Origin of the sequence: Fibrobacter sp. UWT2, from assembly GCF_900142545.1 — a bacterium.
Lineage (GTDB): Bacteria > Fibrobacterota > Fibrobacteria > Fibrobacterales > Fibrobacteraceae > Fibrobacter.
The window spans coordinates 22,550-40,047 of record NZ_FRBF01000005.1 but is presented as its reverse complement, the minus strand read 5'-3'; the positions used below and the strand labels follow the sequence as shown (position 1 = coordinate 40,047).

Here is a 17,498-nt window from a genome sequence, read left to right as displayed (position 1 = left end):
AAATTTCCTTCCTACTTCCTACTTCCTACTTCCTACTTTTTCTATATATACCGCCAAATTGCATTTTTGCCTGGGTCCTGTGACCAGATTCGCCAATTCCACTGGTGCAAGAGCAGGGAAACTCGGACAAAAACATGTAATGAAACAGGTCGCCATGGTGGTGACCGCAAAAACAACAAAAAAAAGGAATGGCTATAATGGCTACTATCACTAAAGAAAAGGCTGCAGAAATCACCGCTAAGTTCGGAGCAAACGAAAAGGACACCGGTAACGTCCGCGTTCAGATCGCTCTCCTCACCGAGAAGATCAAGAACCTCACCGAACATGCAAAGACCCACAAGAAGGACTTCCACTCCCTGCGCGGTCTGTCCATGATGGTTTCTAAGCGCAAGAACCTCCTCAAGTACTACGGCGAAAAGGACATTGTCGCCCAGCGTGCCTTGATCAAGGAACTCGGTCTGCGCGGCTAATTCTTCAGACTGGAGAAATTTATGTCTATTGACGCATACCATCAAAAATACGGCAAGATGCTCGACCCGAAGGAAGTGTCCGTAACGCTTCCCGATGGCCGTGTTATCACGTTTGAAACAGGCCGTATCGCCAAGCAGGCTCGCGGAGCTGCAGTCGCCAAGATGGGCGATGCATTCGTGCTCTCTACTGTCTGCTACGGCGAAGAAAAAGAAGGTGACTTCTTCCCCCTCACTGTGGAATACCGCGAAAAGGCCTACGCTGCTGGTCGCCTCCCGGGCGGCTACAGCAAGCGCGAAGCCGGTCGTCCCTCTGACGAAGAAACGCTTTCTGCACGTATTATTGACCGCCCGATTCGCCCGATGTTCCCCGAGAACTTCACGCGCGAAGTCCAGGTGATCGTGCAGGTTCTGTCTGCCGACCGCAAGTTTGCACCCGATGTTCTCGGCGTGTCTGCAGCATCCCTTTCTATCGGTCTTTCTGAACTGCCCTTCGAACAGCAGGTTGCCGCCGTACGCGTGGCCGTGGTCGATGGTCAGAACATCGTGATGCCCACCTACGAACAGATGGCCTGCGCCGATCTGGACCTGGTGGTCGCCGGTACCGAAGATTCCGTCTGCATGGTGGAAGGCGGTGCCTACGAAGTGTCCGAAGACACGATGATCAACGCAATTCTCGCCGGTCACGAAGCCATCAAGCTCATGTGCAAGGCCCAACAGGAACTGGTGGACCGCTGCGCTAAGCCCAAGATGGAACTCAAGCCGCAGCACGTTGGCGAAGCCCACGAAAAGCTTCTCGCCACGGTGAAGGAAGTCGTGTGGGACGAACTGAACAAGGACGTCCACTCCAACATGGTGAAGACCGACTTCTATCCGGCTATGGCAGACCTCTGCGCCAAGATGCTCGAAGACGAACGCATTCTCGCTATCATTGGCAAGGACGAAGAACAGGATCCTGCTCTCGTTGCAGACGCTAAGGCAATCTTTAGCGACTACGAACGCACTGCCATGCGCGAAATGATCTTGAACGAAGACGTGCGCCTCGACGGCCGTACGACGACCGAAGTCCGCCCCATCGAAATCGAACTCGGCGTTCTCCCGAGCGCTCACGGTTCTGCAATCTTCCAGCGTGGCGAAACCCAGGGTCTCGTGGTCTGCACGCTCGGCTCCAAGGCCGACGAACAGCGTTACGAAAGCCTGCAGGGCGAAGGCTCCAAGAGCTACATGCTGCATTACAACTTCCCGCCGTACTGCGTGGGTGAATGCAAGCGCCTCGGCATGAGCCGCCGCGAAATCGGTCACGGCCACCTTGCCGAACGTTCTCTCGCTGCCGTTCTTCCGCTGCCGGAAGACTTCCCGTACACCATCCGCGTGGTTTCCGAAATTCAGGAATCCAACGGTTCTTCTTCCATGGCCTCTGTTTGCGGTGGCTGCCTCAGCTTGATGGACGCTGGCGTTCCTATCAAGGCTCCGGTCGCAGGTGTCGCCATGGGCCTCATCTCCGAAAAGGGTTCCGTGAAGGAAGGCGGCAAGATCAAGATCTTGACCGACATCACCGGTACGGAAGACCACCTCGGCGATATGGACTTCAAGGTGACGGGTACTGCCGAAGGTATCACTGCCTTCCAGATGGATATCAAGATCCGCGGCATTACGCCGGAACTCATGCGCGAAGCTCTGGAACAGGCTCGTCAGGGCCGTCTCCACATCTTGGGCAAGATGGCTGAACTCGGCCTCGCCGCTCCGCGTCCGAAGGTTTCCGACAAGGCTCCGACCATGATCAAGATGCGCATCCCGACCAACAAGATCCGCGACGTCATCGGTTCCGGTGGCTCCGTGATCAAGGGCATGCAGTCTCAGACGGGTTGCACGATCAACATCGACGACGATGGCAACATCGACATTGCCGCTCCGAGTGGCAAGGCCGCTGCTGTGTGCCGCCGCATGATCGAAGAACTCACTGCCGAACCCGAACCGGGCCGCAAGTACAAGGGCAAGGTGAAGACGATCCAGCCGTTTGGCGCATTCGTCGAAATCCTCCCCGGTCGCGACGGCCTCGTGCACATCTCCGAACTTGCCGACCACCGCGTCGATAAGGTCGAAGACGTCGTTCACGTCGGTGACGAAGTCGAAGTGCTCTGCCTCGGTGTCGACCCGAAGGGCAAGGTGAAGCTTTCCATGAAGGCTTTGCTCCCTCCGAAGCCCGCTGCCGAAGCTCCGGCCGCTGAAGCACCCGCTGCTGAAGCTGCTCCGGAAGCACCGGCCGAAGCATAATTTAATACAAATTATGTAATACAAATTATTGCAGCCGTCAATCCAAGTGATTGGCGGCTGTGATTTTTTACACGCATTTTAAGCAGAAATGAATAAATCAGCTAAAAAAAGTACACCCCTGCTTTTAAAGCCATAAAGTTTAATTTATATTTAATTGCGTTGATAGGTGTATTGAGTAGATGGGATTATCTATGGTGCTTTTGTATTTAACAATCCTGACCGTGGTTGCGGCTTTTAACTTTATGCTGCATTACCATGCAAATCCAAAGCAGAATGGACCATACCCATTGCTGTTTTTCTTTTCGTTTATAGCTTGCTTGGGGCATTTGTTACTCGCTTTGTCTACCAACGTGGACCAGGCGATTCTTTCGAATAAGGTAATTTACGTTGGATCCATCTTCCTTCCGATAATCACTTTTAACGCCTGCCTTTCGATTTGCAAAATCAATTTCCCGGCTTGGAGCCATGATTTTCTCATGCTGATTGTGCTCATTGTTTTTGGCATGTCGTTAACTGTTGGCTTCAATGGTTTCTACTACAAGTCCGTCAAATTTATCCAGACATGTGGCGTGGGCAATTTCGTTGCCGATTATGGAATTGGACATGACATTTTCAACTTCATGATGGTTGGTTTTGTCATCATCAACGTAAGCCTAATTATTTACGCCTTCATTAAAAAGAAAAACGTTTCGTTCAAGAGCCTTGTGGCACTCTCCTCGATTGAAGCGGTATCGATCCTTTCGTTCTTCATTTCGCGTGTAGTCGAAAGCGACACCTTGGTTATGCCCGGTGTTTACGTTTTTGACCAATTCGCACTCATGTACATCTGCTACAGAGTCAAGCGCTACGATGTGGAACAGATCCTTTCCCAGGTGCTTGAAACTCAGAATGCCGACAGTTATGTCCTTATCGATTCGGACAACAGTTTTCTCGGTAGCAATGCGGTGGGTTACGAGACCTTCCCGAACCTCAAGAATTGCCGTATTGACCATACCACTCCCGACAATCACGAACTGAACCATTTGCTCCTCACCTGGATCAAGGAAGAATCCAGCGGCAAGGTGACTGCCGAAAAGAAGTTTGAACAGGATGGCAAGTATTACAAGATCAAGCTTCGCCAGCTTTCTCTTTCCGGTTCCGAAAAAATCAACATGTTCAAGATCGAAGACGAAACCAGCATCCACAACTACATCAACATGCTGGGCACCAACAACGTCCGTCTGGAACTGATGCTCAAGGAAAACGATTCCCAGATCCGTTCGATTCAGGAACAGATGGTGGTGGGTATGGCCCACATGGTGGAAAACCGCGACAGCAATATCGGAAGCCATATCAAGCGTACGAGAAGGGTCGTGCAGATTCTGGTGGATTACCTGCGCAAGGACCACACTCTCGGACAGTCCGAATTCTTCTACGATTGCCTGGTGTCTGCCGCGCCGATGCACGATATCGGTAAGATCGCTATCGATGACCGCATCTTGAGAAAGCCCGGCCGCTTTACGCCGCAGGAATACGAAGAGATGAAGGAACACCCGGAAAAGGGCGCCATGATTGTGGAAAACCTTTTGACGGCGGTGGAGTCTCCGGAATTTGTGAAGATTGCAAAGAACGTGGCGCGCTACCATCACGAACGTTTCGACGGATTTGGTTACCCCAAGAAACTCAAGGGCAACGATATTCCCTTCGAGGCCCGCGTCATGGCGATTGCCGACGTGTACGACGCCTTGGTGTCCAAGCGTTGCTACAAGGCAGAAATGTCTTTCGAAGAGGCTTACAATATTATTATCGAGGGAATGGGAACCCAGTTCGACCCCTCGCTTAAGGATTGCTTTACCGCTTGCCGCTATAAACTCGAAGAATATTATAGCAGCTTGAAGGAAGACGAAGCCTAAACGAGGTGAATTTTGCTATCTTTGGGCGCATGACGAAGTTTAGCGAATTCCCCTATGTAGCCGACCGCTTCAATGCAGTCCGCAGGGAAACTGTACAAGTCCGCGTTGGCGGCGCACTTATCGGGGGCAATGCCCCCATTTTAGTTCAGTCCATGACCACCACCAAGCCCAAGGATGTGGAAAAAACGGTGGCCGAAACGTTGGCACTTGCCAAGGTGGGTTGCGGACTGGTTCGCATTACGGCTCCGACTTTCGCTGATGCCCAGGGGCTCGAAGAAGTGATGAAGCGCGTGCGTGCCGCCGGTTGCACCGTTCCGGTTTCTGCCGACATCCACTTCCAGCCGAAGGCCGCTTTCGAAGCCCTCAAGTGGGTCGAGAAGGTCCGCATCAATCCGGGTAACTTTGTCGATACTGGCATTTTGACGCTTGACCAGCAGACGGACAAGACTTTTGAAGAAGGCAAGGAAAAGGTTGCCGAAGCCTTTACGCCGTTCGTGCAAGAGGCTAAGCGCCTCGGTCGCGCCATCCGTATAGGCGTGAACCACGGTTCCCTTGCCGCCCGTATGATTTACCGCTATGGCGATACCGTGGAAGGCATGGTGGAAAGTGCCATGGAATACTTGGCCGTGTGCGAAGCCGAACACTTCGACCAGGTTGTTTTGAGTTTGAAGAGCAGCAATCCGCGCGTGGCCATTGCCGCTTACCGTATGCTCGCTGCCCGCATCAAGCAGGAAGGCTTCAAGCCGTATCCGTTCCACGTGGGCGTGACTGAAGCGGGCGCGGGTGCCGACGGCCGCTTGAAGTCTGCTGCAGGCATCGGCGCCTTGTTGCTCGATGGCCTTGCCGATACGATTCGCGTGTCGCTCACTGAAGATCCGGTGGCCGAAGTCCCGGTGGCTCAGGAACTTATCAAGGCTTGCGCTTTGCCTGCTGCGCCGACGGCCTACAACGTGCCGGTTCTTGAAAAAGACCCGTATCATTACGAACGCAGAGAAACGACGCCCGTTGCTGTTGCAGGCGTGGAAATCGGCGGTAGCAGTCCGGTGAAGGTCGGCGTGAAGGCCGATGCGATTGCACTCACGGGTGAACGCCGCAATGCTGAATTTGCGCTGCCGAGCTTGAACGAAAAGCCTGTCGTTGAATTTAAGGATGCGATGGATATCGCCGGTTTCGCGCAGAATCCGGCTGCCGTGCCCGCTGGTTCCGTGTTCTGCTACACGGGAGCCGAGATGGTCGCTGGCGTGCGCGCCCTTGCTGCCGCTTTGGAAGCGGCAGGTCGCAAAGACCCGATTCTGCTTTACGCCAAGATTAACGACAACGAACGTGAAACGCTCCGCGTGTCCGCCGACATCGGAAGCCTCGTCACCGACGGCCTTGGCGACGCCGTCGTGATCGACGGCTACAAGGGCGCGAAGGAAAGCGTTCTTCTGGCCTTCGACATTCTGCAGGCCGCCTACTGCCGCCGCAGCAAGACGAACTTTATCAGCTGCCCGAGCTGCGGCCGCACCCTCTACGATATTCAGCAGGTGATGGGCAAGATCAAGGCCCGCTTCGGTCACCTCTCTGACATTTCCATCGGCATCATGGGCTGCATCGTGAACGGCCCGGGCGAAATGGCTGACGCCGACTTCGGCTACGTCGGTGGTGGCCCCGGCCGCATTACCCTCTTCGAAGGCAAGACGGCGGTCAAGAAGAACATCCCCGAAGAAGACGCCATCGAGGAACTCGTGAATTTGATCAAGGAAAGAGGCCGGTGGCAAGAACCTTAGAGGTATGGGCTATGGGGTATGAGCACGCCTTGTTTCACAACGCTTTGAGCAAAAAACTTGCGCCGAAGGCGCGATTATAAAAGCTCCGAGGCACGAAGTGCCGACCTCATAACTCAAAGCGAAGCGACCTCACAACTTTTTAACTTAAACAAAGGACAATACAATGGCAACTATTAAGACGATGAACAATATTTCCAAGAAAGGCTTGAGCCTGTTTGGCTCGTTCTATCAGGTTTCCGATTCTATCGAAAAACCCGATGCCATCTTGGTGCGTTCCGCCCAGGTTGATACCGACAACTTTGACGGCCTACTGGCTGTCGCCCGCGCCGGCGCTGGCGTGAACAACATCACCATCGACAAGGCTTCCGCAAAGGGCATCTGCGTGTTCAATACTCCGGGTGCAAACGCCAACGCCGTTGCCGAACTCGTGATGACCGTGCTCGGCATGGCTGTGCGTAACGTGGACAAGGCTGCCGCTTGGGTCAAGGGCCTCGACACGAACGATCCGGACCTCGCCAAGACCGTTGAAAGCGGTAAGAAGAAGTTCGCCGGCATGGAACTCGCCGGTAAGACTCTCGGCGTGATTGGCCTCGGCAAGATCGGCGTGCTCGTCGCTAACTATGCCCGTTGGAAGAACATGCGCGTCATCGCTTACGAACCGTATCCGAACGCCGCCAACATGCACGAACTTTCCAACAAGGTTGAGATTGCCGACCTCGACACCGTGATCGCCAACTCCGACTTCCTCACCGTGCACGTTCCGTTCATCAAGGGCGTGACCGAAAACTTGCTCAACCGCAAGAACCTCGCCGGCTTCAAGGGCAGCTACATCATGAACTTCGCCCGCGGTGGTATCGTGGAAATGGCTCCGGTGAACGAAATGCTCGCTTCCGGTTCTCTCCAGGGCTACCTCTGCGACTTCCCGGATGCAGACCTCATCAAGAACGACAAGGTGACCTGCTTCCCGCACCTCGGCGCTTCTACCGAAGAAGCCGAAGAAAACTGCGCCGTGATGGCTGTCGAAGAATTGAAGGACTACATCGAATACGGTTGCGTCCGCAATTCCGTGAACTTCCCGGCCCTCGTTGACCACCCGCATTCCGGCGTCAAGAGCCGCGTCGTGGTGATCAACCAGGACGTTCCGAACATGATTTCTGAAATCACGAAGGTGTTCGGTGCCGAAGGCATCAACATTGCTTCTTTCAGCAACAAGAGCAATGGCAAGATCGGCTACAACCTCGTTGACGTGGAAAGCAAGGTCGATGACTCTATCGTCGAAAAGCTCTCCAAGCTCGACAAGGTCATCAAGGTCCGCGTCATTCATTTCTAAGAGACCGCTCGCGCCCAATCGGGTTAGTACGTACCCGAAGCGCTCGCTCTCGCCTACGCGACTCGTTAATACGAGTCGCTTTAGGCTCACAGAGACCGTTCGTGCCATTAAGCAAAAAAGCCTGGTATTAACCAGGCTTTTTTTTGTATTGAAAAAAATTAGTACTTGTAATCGGCGCAACCTATGTCGCCATAGGTTGAGAAGCAGACGCCGTGATCAGTGAGGAATGCGCTGCCTTTTCCATTTGAATTGTTGCGCATCTTTCCTCCATTGGGAAGGAGTGCTACTTCTATAGAGTGATTGCTTTCGTTGCCGCCACTCCATTGGAAACTCATTGTCAAACGGTAATTAGTCTTGTTGTTGCCTTGAGATGTGATTTTGTCCAAACCAGCTGCTTTTCCATAATTCAATTCGCGGCTTATGAACATGGGGGAGTTTGGGTACGTGCGGTAGTTGGAACCATCTTGTACTACTGTAAAGCTGGTTGGCTTTCCGTTATTGGTTATATCATTTGTTATGCCGGTGTTGTTTACGGTTTTGAGTCTGTAGGCGACAATTTCAGCGACGCCGTCAAAGTGAGCTTCTTTCAGTGCATTGTACCAGGTTCCGGCGCCCCCAATCAATTCGCACATGTTTGCACTATTGTTGGCACTACCGTGTTTGCTCTGCACATTCATTGCGGCTCCACCTTTCATTTCAATAACGAATAAGGATACGCCGGCTTCACTTTTCAAGGCATTTTTCAGTTTGTTGAGTTTATCTTGTTGTTCCTTTTCTTTCCCTGACGATAAATAGGAACTATTGTACAAGGCTTCTCCATTCTCAATTAAAGCCTTGTCTAGAGCATCGCGCAGGTAATACAACTTCATTAAATCGGCTTTTTCTTTGGTTTTTTCTGTGAGTCCCAAAAGCTTGGGAGTACCAATCCCAGCCAAAACCCCAAGGATAACAACAACCACCATGATTTCAATCATGGTAAACCCACGTTTCAGATGGAAATTTCCCTTCATATGCCAAAATATAGTTGAATTTCTATCTTTGGCACCGAAAATTGCATTATGTTGACTTCTCTCGCACTTATTTTCTTGCTTGGGCTGCTTTTGGGCTCGATTTTCGTCAAGCTTAAGCTCCCAAGTATCCTCGGAATGATTCTAACTGGGATTATTCTCGGACCTCACGCATTGAATCTGCTTCGGCCCGCTTTTTTGGATATTTCAGCGGACTTGAGGCAGCTGGCGCTGGTGATTATCCTGACGCGCGCGGGGTTGACCCTCGATATGCGGGAATTCAAGCGGATTGGTCGCGCCGCCCTCTTGATGTGTTTTGTGCCCGCTTCGATTGAAATTGTGGGCGTCGTTTTGCTTGCGCCGCCACTGATGGGGGTGACTTACTGGGAAGCTGCCCTCATGGGGTCTACCATTGCGGCGGTGTCGCCGGCGGTGGTGGTGCCTCGCATGCTCAAGATGCGCGAGGAAAATCGCGGCGTGAGGCGTGGAATTCCACAGATGCTTCTGGCGGGAGCTTCGCTAGATGACGTGTATGTGCTGGTGACCTTTGCGGCGTTCCTGGCGCTTTTGAAGGGCGAATCCGTTTCGGCGACGAGTTTCCTTTCGGTGCCGGTCTCCATTACCCTCGGTGCGGTCGTGGGGGTGGCCTGCGGGTATGCCTTGGTGTGGTTCTTTAAGCATAAGCACATGCGCGATACGGTGAAGGTGCTGATTATCTTGAGTTTCGCCTTCTTACTGAACGAGCTGGAGCATGATATTAGCCATGTGGTGCCGTTCAGCGGCATGATTGCGGTGGTTGCCATTGCTGCCTGCATTTACGGAAAACACCCGGAGCTTGCTAAACGCATTAGCGGCAAGTTCACCAAGTTCTGGGTCGCGGCCGAGATTATCTTGTTTGTGCTTGTGGGTAGCACCCTGGACGTGGCTTACGCGTTTACGGCGGGAATCGGTGCCATTTTCGTGGTTTTGGGCGCGATGTTCTTTAGAATGGGCGGCGTGTTTATTTGCATGCTGCGTACTCCGCTGAACAAGAAGGAACGCCTGTTCTGCATGCTGGCCTATGTTCCAAAGGCGACGGTGCAGGCGGCTATCGGCGGCGTGCCCTTGAGTTTTGGGCTTGCCTGCGGCAACAACGTGCTCACGCTCGCGGCGGTGGCGATTATGGTAACGGCCCCGCTCGGAGCTATCTTTATAGATAAAACCTATAGGCGGCTGGTGCCGGTGGATTCGGCCGAGAACGGCTAAGCGAAAATTGGCTAGCCGAGCTCGTTGACGGCTTCGAGGTATTCTTCGAGAGTCCTTGATTTCTCGATTTTCTTGCGGATTTTCTTCTGAAGATCCGCATACGTCCAGAAGGGGCGGATTTTGTCTAGAATTTGGGCGTTGCCTTGCAAGCGGCGGGCGTAGTCGGCCGCGATGTCGGCGTGGATTTTCAGAAGCGTTTCGGTGGTGGTTCCGCAGGGGAGTCCGGCGTACTGGGCGGCGAGAACCGGGTTCGCGAGGAGACCCCTGCCAATCATGATTCCCGCAAGCTTTGGATAGCGTGTCTCGATGTACTGGATCTGCTTGAGGTCGGTGATGTCGCCGTTAAAAATCAGCGGGTGTTTGCATTCGCCGTAGAATTTGTCAAAAGTCTCAAAGTCGAGTGCACCCTTGTACTGCTGGATTCCAACCCGCGGATGAAGCGTAATGTGGGCGAGGGGAGCCTCGTTCAGGAGCGGTAGCAGTTGCAGGCATTCCTCCGGGGAGGTGAGGCCGAGACGCATCTTGATGCTGAACTTGGGGCTTTTGTCTGTGGCAGGTTCGGCTGCGGGTTGGCTTAATTGGTTTATGGCGTCGAGTATTTCGCGGATTTTTTCGGGGTGGGAAAGGATTCCGGAACCGCGGCCCGACTTGGTCTGCATGGGGTAGGGGCATCCCATATTGATGTCGATTTCTTTAAAGCCGAGTTCCGTGACGGCCTTGGTCAGAAGGTTGAATTCCTCGACATTGCGTACGATGATTTGCGGTACTAGATGGTAAGGGTGTTCCGCCTGCAGATCGCGGAGGTCCTTGGCCCGGACTTCGCCTTTTTCCAACCTAAGAAACGGGGTGTAATAGGTGTGGATTCCAGGGGCGAACTTGCTGTGGGCTAGTCGGTAAGCCGATTCGGTAAACCCTTGGAGCGGGGCAAAGTGAATGGGGAGCATGGGTTACAAAGCGCGCGGCTTACGAGCAACGGAGCACTTGACCCGGGCGAATGGTGTTGCCCTTGATGCCGTTCAGCTGCTTGAGTCGCGTTACAGAAATGCCGTACTTGCGGGCGATTTTGCCGAGGCAGTCGCCGCGCCGCACCTTGTAGTAGCGGTGCTTGGAAAGTTCCTTCTGGTAGCCTTCTTCAACCGCGAGCATTTCTTGCGGTTCGATCGTAATGAGGGCACTCTGGAAAGTGCCTTCTTCGAAGTTGAAAATCGTGGACGGGTCGATGTAGTTGCCGTGGTACTTCATCTCGAAGTGCAGATGGGCGCCGAAGGAACGGCCCGTGTTGCCGCCTACGCCGATCGTATCGCCGGCTTGCAGGGTGTCGCCGACATGTACTTGCCAGCTGGCGAGATGGGCGTAGAGCGTCGTGAGGCCATTGCCGTGGTCCAGAATCACGTACTTGCCATAGCCTTTGCGGCGGCCTTGGTTGCGGACCTTGGTGACCACACCTGTAAAGGCGGCTACAATGGTGCGGTCTTCGCCGTGGCAAAGTCCCATGTCGACACCGCGATGCATGCGGTAGGTGCGAATGCCATAAGGGGCCGAAATGCGGCGGCTTGCCGTGGGTACAAAGGCGGTGGTCATGTCAAGCGTCAACTTGGGGAGCGTCTCGAGCGATGCGGAATCGCCTTCGGCCATATCGGCGGCGAGTTCGGCGTCTGCTTCTTCTTGGCTCATTTCGGATTCACCGTCGGAATCTTCGATATCGGAGTCTGCTGCGGTGACATCGTTGGCGGCGATTTCGGAATTGCCGGCGTCGGCTTCGTCAAGAATCGGGTTGCCGGTAAATTCACTTTCCGTTTCGGAGGGAGCTAAAATCTGTGTTTCTGGCTCGGTTGTGGGCTGAGTATCTTGAGCCGTGTTTTTGTTTGAAGCACAGGCTGTAAAAAACAATACAATAGACAGTAGAAAACCAAACATTCGCATAGATTTCAGCAATATAATATTTTTCTATAGGTTCTAAAACTTTTATTTTCCTTGCGTTACCCTAAGTGTAATTAGTTGTATACATATGGCGTTTTTTGGGCGAATTAGGCTTTATTGGTGGTGTATATTTTTCTAAATTGTGGCGCGTCAGGGCCTATCATCCAGGTAGGTTCCTAGTCCGGCTAGATTAGCCGATAAAGGATTATATAATGGCAAAGAAAGTTCAGGATGCCCTCAAGGACATCATCTCCCTCTGCAAGCGCCGCGGTTTCATTTTCCCCGGCTCCGAAATTTATGACGGCCTCGCCAATACTTGGGACTACGGTCCGTATGGCGTGGAACTGAAGCGCAACATCAAGAACCTCTGGTGGAAGAAGTTCGTGACCAGCCGTCAGGACGTGCTCGGTCTCGACAGTTCTATTCTCTTGAACCCCCGCGTTTGGAAGGCTTCTGGCCACGTGGGTAACTTCTCTGACCCGCTGGTCGACTGCCTCGCTTGCCACGAACGTTTCCGTGCCGACCAACTTTTGGAAGACAAGCTCGGCGAAGGCTGCTGCGCCGGCAAGAACTTTGACGAAGTCCACCAGATGATGATGGACAACAAGATCGAATGCCCGACCTGCGGCAAGACCGACTGGACCAAGCCCCGCGCATTCAACCTGATGTTCCAGACCGAAATCGGCGTGATCGAAGGCGAAGGCAACAAGGTGTACCTCCGTCCGGAAACCGCTCAGGGTATCTTTGTTGACTTCAAGAACATTGTCGACAACGTCCGCCCGCGCATTCCGTTCGGTGTGGGCCAGATCGGTAAGTCCTTCCGTAACGAAATCACTCCGGGTAACTTCATCTTCCGTACCCGCGAATTCGAACAGATGGAACTTGAATTCTTCTGCGAACCGGGTACCGAACTTGACTGGTACAACTTCTGGCGCAAGTACTGCTTCGACTGGCTCGTGAACGACCTCGGCGTGAACAAGGAAAAGCTCCGCCTCCGCGAACATGCCAAGGAAGAACTTTCTCACTATTCCAACGGTACCACCGACGTCGAATACGAATTCCCGTTCGGTTGGGGCGAACTCTGGGGTATCGCTTCTCGTACGAACTACGACTTGACGCAGCACCAGAACGAATCCAAGGTCAAGCAGGAATACATTGACCCGGTCCAGAACAAGCGCTATATCCCGTACGTTGTGGAACCGTCCCTCGGTGTGGAACGTTTGCTCCTCGTGCTCCTCTGCGACGCTTACGAAGTCGAAAAGCTCGAAAACGACGAACGTACCGTGCTCCACTTCGATCCGAAGATTGCTCCGGTGAAGGTTGCCGTTCTCCCGCTCGTGAAGAAGGGCCAGGTGAAGGCCAAGGCCGAAGAACTCTACCAGAAGCTCCTCAATCGCTGGAACGTGGAATACGATGAAACGCAGTCCATCGGTAAGCGCTACCGCCGTCAGGACGAACTCGGCACACCGTTCTGCGTGACCGTCGACTTCGACACCGTGGGCGAAGGTGAATCTGATCCGGCAAAGCTCGGCTACGTGACGGTTCGCGAACGCGACTCCATGAAGCAGGAACTGGTCAAGATCGACGAACTCGAAGCTTACCTCTCCGCTAAGCTCGGCTGTTAAATATGACTAGGGAGGGGGTCTACCACCCCCTCCCTAAGAGACCCTCCCTGCACTTAATAAACCGCCCGATTCTCGGGCGGTTTATTTTCGTGGGCACCTGTCGGTGCTATAACGATTAAGGTTGGCTATGCCCTCCCTTGTCGTTTTTTATATTGTTTGTTATGAAATATTTGTATAAAATATTGTTGTGTGCGCTGGTTTTGGGCGGGTGCTATAGCGATAAAGGGTACGAGCCCAAGACGGATTATTCCAATGTTGCGGCATCTTATAGGGTCGGTAACAGGGTTGACTTGCCTCTCTGCACTAAAAGCAGGGAAGGGGTTGTTTTCTATATCGAAAATAGTGGTGTGAATTACGCTTGTTCCGATGGCATTTGGGTTTTTACGAAAGAATTTTGGATCGAAGATCGTAGCAGCATTCCCTATTTTGATTCCGATTCGGCTCGCCTGGCCGAAATCCTCAGCGAATTGGATTATCCGGATCCGGTTTATGATGCCTATGAAGATGAACGAGATGGCCATATTTATACACTCGTAAGGATTGATGGCCGCTGGTGGTTTGCCGAAAACCTGGATTTCGAGGTAGCGAGATCCGTTCATATTGATTATAGGAAGTGCGACGATTTTTGCGGTGTCGGCTATTATTACGCTGATATCCACGATGCTTGCCCCAGAGGTTTCCATGTTCCCAAAGAAAAGGATTGGAACCGTTTGCTTGAATATGCGGGTGGAAAGTACTATGCGGGGAAGGTTTTGAAGTCGAAAGGGTCTTGGGATTACGACGGCTTGAATCTTCTTGGTTTTTCTGTGCTTGATGTGCAATACAGGAATTATGGCGATGTCTGTTACTGGACGAGTACGGGGGAACTCTTCGAATTCACGAACTATGACGAAGTCCAGGAATTCCAAGGCGGAAATTCTTACAAGAACTGTTCGGTGCGTTGTGTGGAGGATTAGGTGAGATTTTTAGCTGTCATATTCATGGGACTGGCGTTATTCCTGTTTAACGCCTGTAGCTTCAAGGCCAAGGTCTTGAATGCCGACAATACGGACGTGAAACCGTTGGATGCCCAGACTCCGGTGGCATTCGTGCTGGCCAAGGATATTCCCGTTGTTCCGGAAAACGGAATCTATCGCGGGACTTTTGAAACGACGTCCAACGATGCCTGCACCTTGGACAAGATGATCGATGTGACCTTGGAAAAGGCCCGCCATGCGGGTGCGAACTTTGTTTTCGCCAAGCGCATCAAGGATGTCTATGTTCCGGGAACGACCACTTTCGTGGGGGGCGTTGCCGTTTCGACTTCTGGAAGGACTTGCGTGACCATTCTCGCAGATTTCTACTACGCCGAAACTCCTGCCCAGGCCAAGCTGGAACAGGATCAAAAGATTATTGAACGCGAACGGAATAAGGAGGCTTCATGGGAAAAATAGCCTTCATTCTGAGCTTGGGCTTGTTGACGTTCGCCTGGGCGGACGATTACGACGATTTTGAAAAGTCCCTGATGGGCGGCTCTTCGGAAGCTGCTGCCGAAAATGAAAACGCTTCTGCTGATTCTTCAACGGATGCTTTTGAACAGAGCTTGATGACTCCGAGTGATTATGCGGACATGGAACCGGTCTACAAGCTGCGCGAGACCCTGCTTGAAAATATCAAGCACAAGGATACGGCCAAGGTCAGCGCAAATATCCGCGAACTGGAAGCCATGCAGACCAAGGAATGCCTCCCGATTCTAGAGGTTGAGAAGAAGTTTATCTATCTCGATCTAAAGATGTACAGGCAGTTGATTCCGCACCTGGTACAAGAATACAGGACTGCTTACGATACTCTCGAGGTGGACGCCGGATACAAGGTGGCTAAAGATGACGGCTTGCATCTCTATGTCAAGAATACGGTGATGAATCTGGATACCTCGAGTGCAGACCTTTATAGTCGCTATTCCATAAGCATTCGCCAGTCTAGAATCAAGGAAGAAGAGAAAGATGAACTCGAAATCTTGATGAAGCTGGATGGTGCCTACTGGAATGAAAAGAATCTCGAAAAGATGCGTGGCCTGGTAGAACGTTTTGTCAACCAGTACCCGAATAATCCCGATGTGGAATGGCTCCAGAAGGCCGTCCTGTTGCCTATGCAGCGTATCGACACCTTTAGCATGTACATGGAAGACCGTGCGAAGAACAAGGAAAAGGTCATTCAAGATAAACTCTACACTGGCGGTTTAGGCTTTAACCTTTACTTACTTGGCGGCGGTGTCGCTTCGGGTTATGACAATCTTTACCGCAAGGATTTGGAAGAAGCTTCCGTCAATCCCGTGCATTTGGAATTCTATTTGCAGTTCAAGAGATTCGCTCTTTCGATCGGTTACTTCAATACGGCCTTGAACGGTATCGAAACTCTCGACTGGGATTTGGGATTCGTGCTCTACGACAGCCGCTACTTCAAGTTCCGCCCCTTTATTGGAGCTTCGACGCCGTTCGGCAATTTCTCTACGATCAATTCCTATTCGAGAGGCTCCGACAAACCTTCGGATCATTCCTGGTCTGTAAATGACGACGATTCGTCGATGGGCGACGAAATGACCGGGTTTGTCGTGGGTGCAAATTTTGACTTCAAGTTCGGAACGACGTATTTCCTGCTCTCGGATTCCAAGCTGACCTCGTTTAGCCTGGTGGGGCGTGTTGGCATTTCGAACATGAGCATCGATTGCGATGTGGCGAAGGGCGATGGCTACATGGTATTCTTCAGTTTAGGTTTGGGCATTTATCTTTGGTAATGTATGAAGAAACGTTTGTTCCTACTTGTAGCCTTATGTGCTAGCCTTGTTTTTGCCGATGAACAGGTCTCCAAGAAAGAGCTGTTTTCCAGAGCCCGTGACGCCCTAAAGACCGCCTTGGAAACGGGAAACAAGGAACGTGCCGGGCAGGCCTTGGGTTACCTGCAAAAAAACGTGAAAGACGGGGCTCCGCTGATTCGCTTTGAAGAATACCTGGTGTATATGGAACTTGGCGATTACGAATCTGCGCTTCCGATTTATGCGGATTTGCGGAGAACGGTTCTGGATCCGAAATACAAGCCGAAAGAAGAATTGCGGATAGTGGCCGATGACCCGTTGGCGGCGTACTTGCGTCGCGGCCTGGTGCCGTTTACGAGGGCCAAGGCAGATTCCCTGTACGCTATTGTGAACAATTCCGATGTGAAGGAAGAAGACAAGAAGCTTTATCGCGCCTTGCTCTATTCGGAATTGATGCAAGAAGATTTGGCTTCCGGAGAAGCGTTCATTGCTGCGGCTAAAGATTACACGATGTTCCATCCGACTTCGCCGTATGCCGAATTTTTAAGAACCTATACCATTCCTTATGTTGAACGCAGCTGGAAGCGTGCGCGCGATTTTAAGGAAGACCCGTTGAAACACAAGTATTATACGGGCGGCCTTGGCGCCCACATTTATACTTGGCGCGGATTTTTGAGTGGCGAAGCGACGGATTATCTTGATGACAAGATGGGCGATGCCTTTATGGCGGACCTTACCATTAGAGTGTGGCGTATCAGCTTGAACGCTTTCTTGTCTTATGGCTTGATTACGTTGCCGATGGATTACCGTTGGGATTATGAATCTGAAGACGAAACGGTTGGTTTCACGGCTGGTTTTACGGCATTTGATTCAAGGTTCCTGCGTGTCGAACCGTTCTTGGGCTTAGGTTTTACGACTTATATGTGTGCCGATGAAGCGGCCGAGTCTTCTGACTTTGTCTTGGGCAACAACGTTGATTTCCGCATTTTCGCGACGAAGCCTGCCCGCTATGGTGCGACTTCTGTTGCAGTCGACTTGCGCCTGAAATATATGGTGCAGTTTGGAAGCTTGGAGTTCTATAATGTGGATGGCGTTGAAATGAGTGCCATTCGCCACACCTTCGCTATCGGCCTTGGCGTAGAACTCTGGTAAAAAAATGCCAATGAAAAAGCCTCTCG

14 protein-coding genes are annotated in these 17,498 nt (G+C 52.2%); 11 read left to right on the top strand and 3 right to left on the bottom strand.

Translation table 11 applies throughout. The features are described from left to right. Positions 1–197 precede the first annotated feature (197 nt). The 5 genes from rpsO (at position 198) to BUA40_RS04655 (ending at position 7,732) form a co-directional block, all read left to right on the top strand. Positions 198–470 (top strand): 30S ribosomal protein S15, encoded by a 273-nt coding sequence (gene rpsO, locus BUA40_RS04675; RefSeq protein ID WP_072798943.1) that lies wholly within the window; start codon positions 198–200, stop codon positions 468–470. 57 nt (positions 471–527) lie between these two features. Continuing rightward, on the top strand, positions 528–2,741 hold the full coding sequence (pnp, locus tag BUA40_RS04670) for a polyribonucleotide nucleotidyltransferase (RefSeq protein ID WP_369827599.1): 2,214 nt from the start codon (positions 528–530) through the stop codon (positions 2,739–2,741). A 179-nt stretch (positions 2,742–2,920) separates the two neighbouring features. Then, a complete protein-coding gene (locus BUA40_RS04665) occupies positions 2,921–4,633 on the top strand; it encodes an HD domain-containing phosphohydrolase (RefSeq protein WP_083585279.1) in 1,713 nt (570 codons plus the stop codon). A gap of 29 nt (positions 4,634–4,662) precedes the next feature. Then, positions 4,663–6,402, top strand: a complete 1,740-nt coding sequence (gene ispG / locus BUA40_RS04660) for a (E)-4-hydroxy-3-methylbut-2-enyl-diphosphate synthase (RefSeq protein ID WP_072798937.1) — start codon at positions 4,663–4,665, stop codon at positions 6,400–6,402. A gap of 163 nt (positions 6,403–6,565) precedes the next feature. Further along, entirely contained in the window at positions 6,566–7,732 is a 1,167-nt protein-coding gene (locus BUA40_RS04655) for a phosphoglycerate dehydrogenase (RefSeq protein WP_072798935.1), read from the top strand. Between the two features lie 158 nt (positions 7,733–7,890). On the opposite strand, the gene BUA40_RS04650 is transcribed toward BUA40_RS04655, so the two are convergent. Next, positions 7,891–8,742 (bottom strand): type II secretion system protein, encoded by an 852-nt coding sequence (locus BUA40_RS04650; RefSeq protein ID WP_072798933.1) that lies wholly within the window; start codon positions 8,740–8,742, stop codon positions 7,891–7,893. Between the two features lie 48 nt (positions 8,743–8,790). Between BUA40_RS04650 and BUA40_RS04645 the strand changes: the two genes are divergently transcribed. Further along, the gene (locus tag BUA40_RS04645) at positions 8,791–9,984 is read left to right on the top strand and encodes a cation:proton antiporter (protein WP_072798932.1); all 1,194 of its coding nucleotides are present in this window, start codon (positions 8,791–8,793) and stop codon (positions 9,982–9,984) included. Positions 9,985–9,995: 11 nt separating this feature from the next. On the opposite strand, the gene BUA40_RS04640 is transcribed toward BUA40_RS04645, so the two are convergent. Together BUA40_RS04640 and BUA40_RS04635 are read right to left on the bottom strand one after the other, a co-directional pair. Further along, a complete protein-coding gene (locus BUA40_RS04640; RefSeq protein ID WP_072798931.1) occupies positions 9,996–10,928 on the bottom strand; it encodes a tRNA-dihydrouridine synthase family protein in 933 nt (310 codons plus the stop codon). A gap of 19 nt (positions 10,929–10,947) precedes the next feature. Next, positions 10,948–11,907: a peptidoglycan DD-metalloendopeptidase family protein gene (locus BUA40_RS04635; protein ID WP_083532206.1), complete on the bottom strand. Its 960-nt coding sequence runs from the start codon at positions 11,905–11,907 to the stop codon at positions 10,948–10,950. Between the two features lie 209 nt (positions 11,908–12,116). Here BUA40_RS04635 and BUA40_RS04630 point away from each other — a divergent pair, with 209 nt between their 5' ends. The 5 genes from BUA40_RS04630 (at position 12,117) to BUA40_RS04610 (ending at position 17,472) form a co-directional block, all read left to right on the top strand. Then, a complete protein-coding gene (locus BUA40_RS04630) occupies positions 12,117–13,529 on the top strand; it encodes a glycine--tRNA ligase (RefSeq protein WP_072798927.1) in 1,413 nt (470 codons plus the stop codon). Positions 13,530–13,690: 161 nt separating this feature from the next. Next, positions 13,691–14,485 (top strand): FISUMP domain-containing protein, encoded by a 795-nt coding sequence (locus tag BUA40_RS04625; RefSeq protein ID WP_143149691.1) that lies wholly within the window; start codon positions 13,691–13,693, stop codon positions 14,483–14,485. Then, complete coding sequence (locus BUA40_RS04620) at positions 14,486–14,962, top strand: hypothetical protein (protein WP_143149690.1); 477 nt, start codon at positions 14,486–14,488, stop codon at positions 14,960–14,962. Beyond that, positions 14,950–16,302, top strand: a complete 1,353-nt coding sequence (locus tag BUA40_RS04615; RefSeq protein ID WP_072798920.1) for a hypothetical protein — start codon at positions 14,950–14,952, stop codon at positions 16,300–16,302. The genes BUA40_RS04620 and BUA40_RS04615 overlap by 13 nt, the downstream gene beginning before the upstream one ends. Positions 16,303–16,305: 3 nt before the next feature. Next, a complete protein-coding gene (locus BUA40_RS04610; RefSeq protein WP_072798918.1) occupies positions 16,306–17,472 on the top strand; it encodes a hypothetical protein in 1,167 nt (388 codons plus the stop codon). Positions 17,473–17,498: the final 26 nt, after the last annotated feature.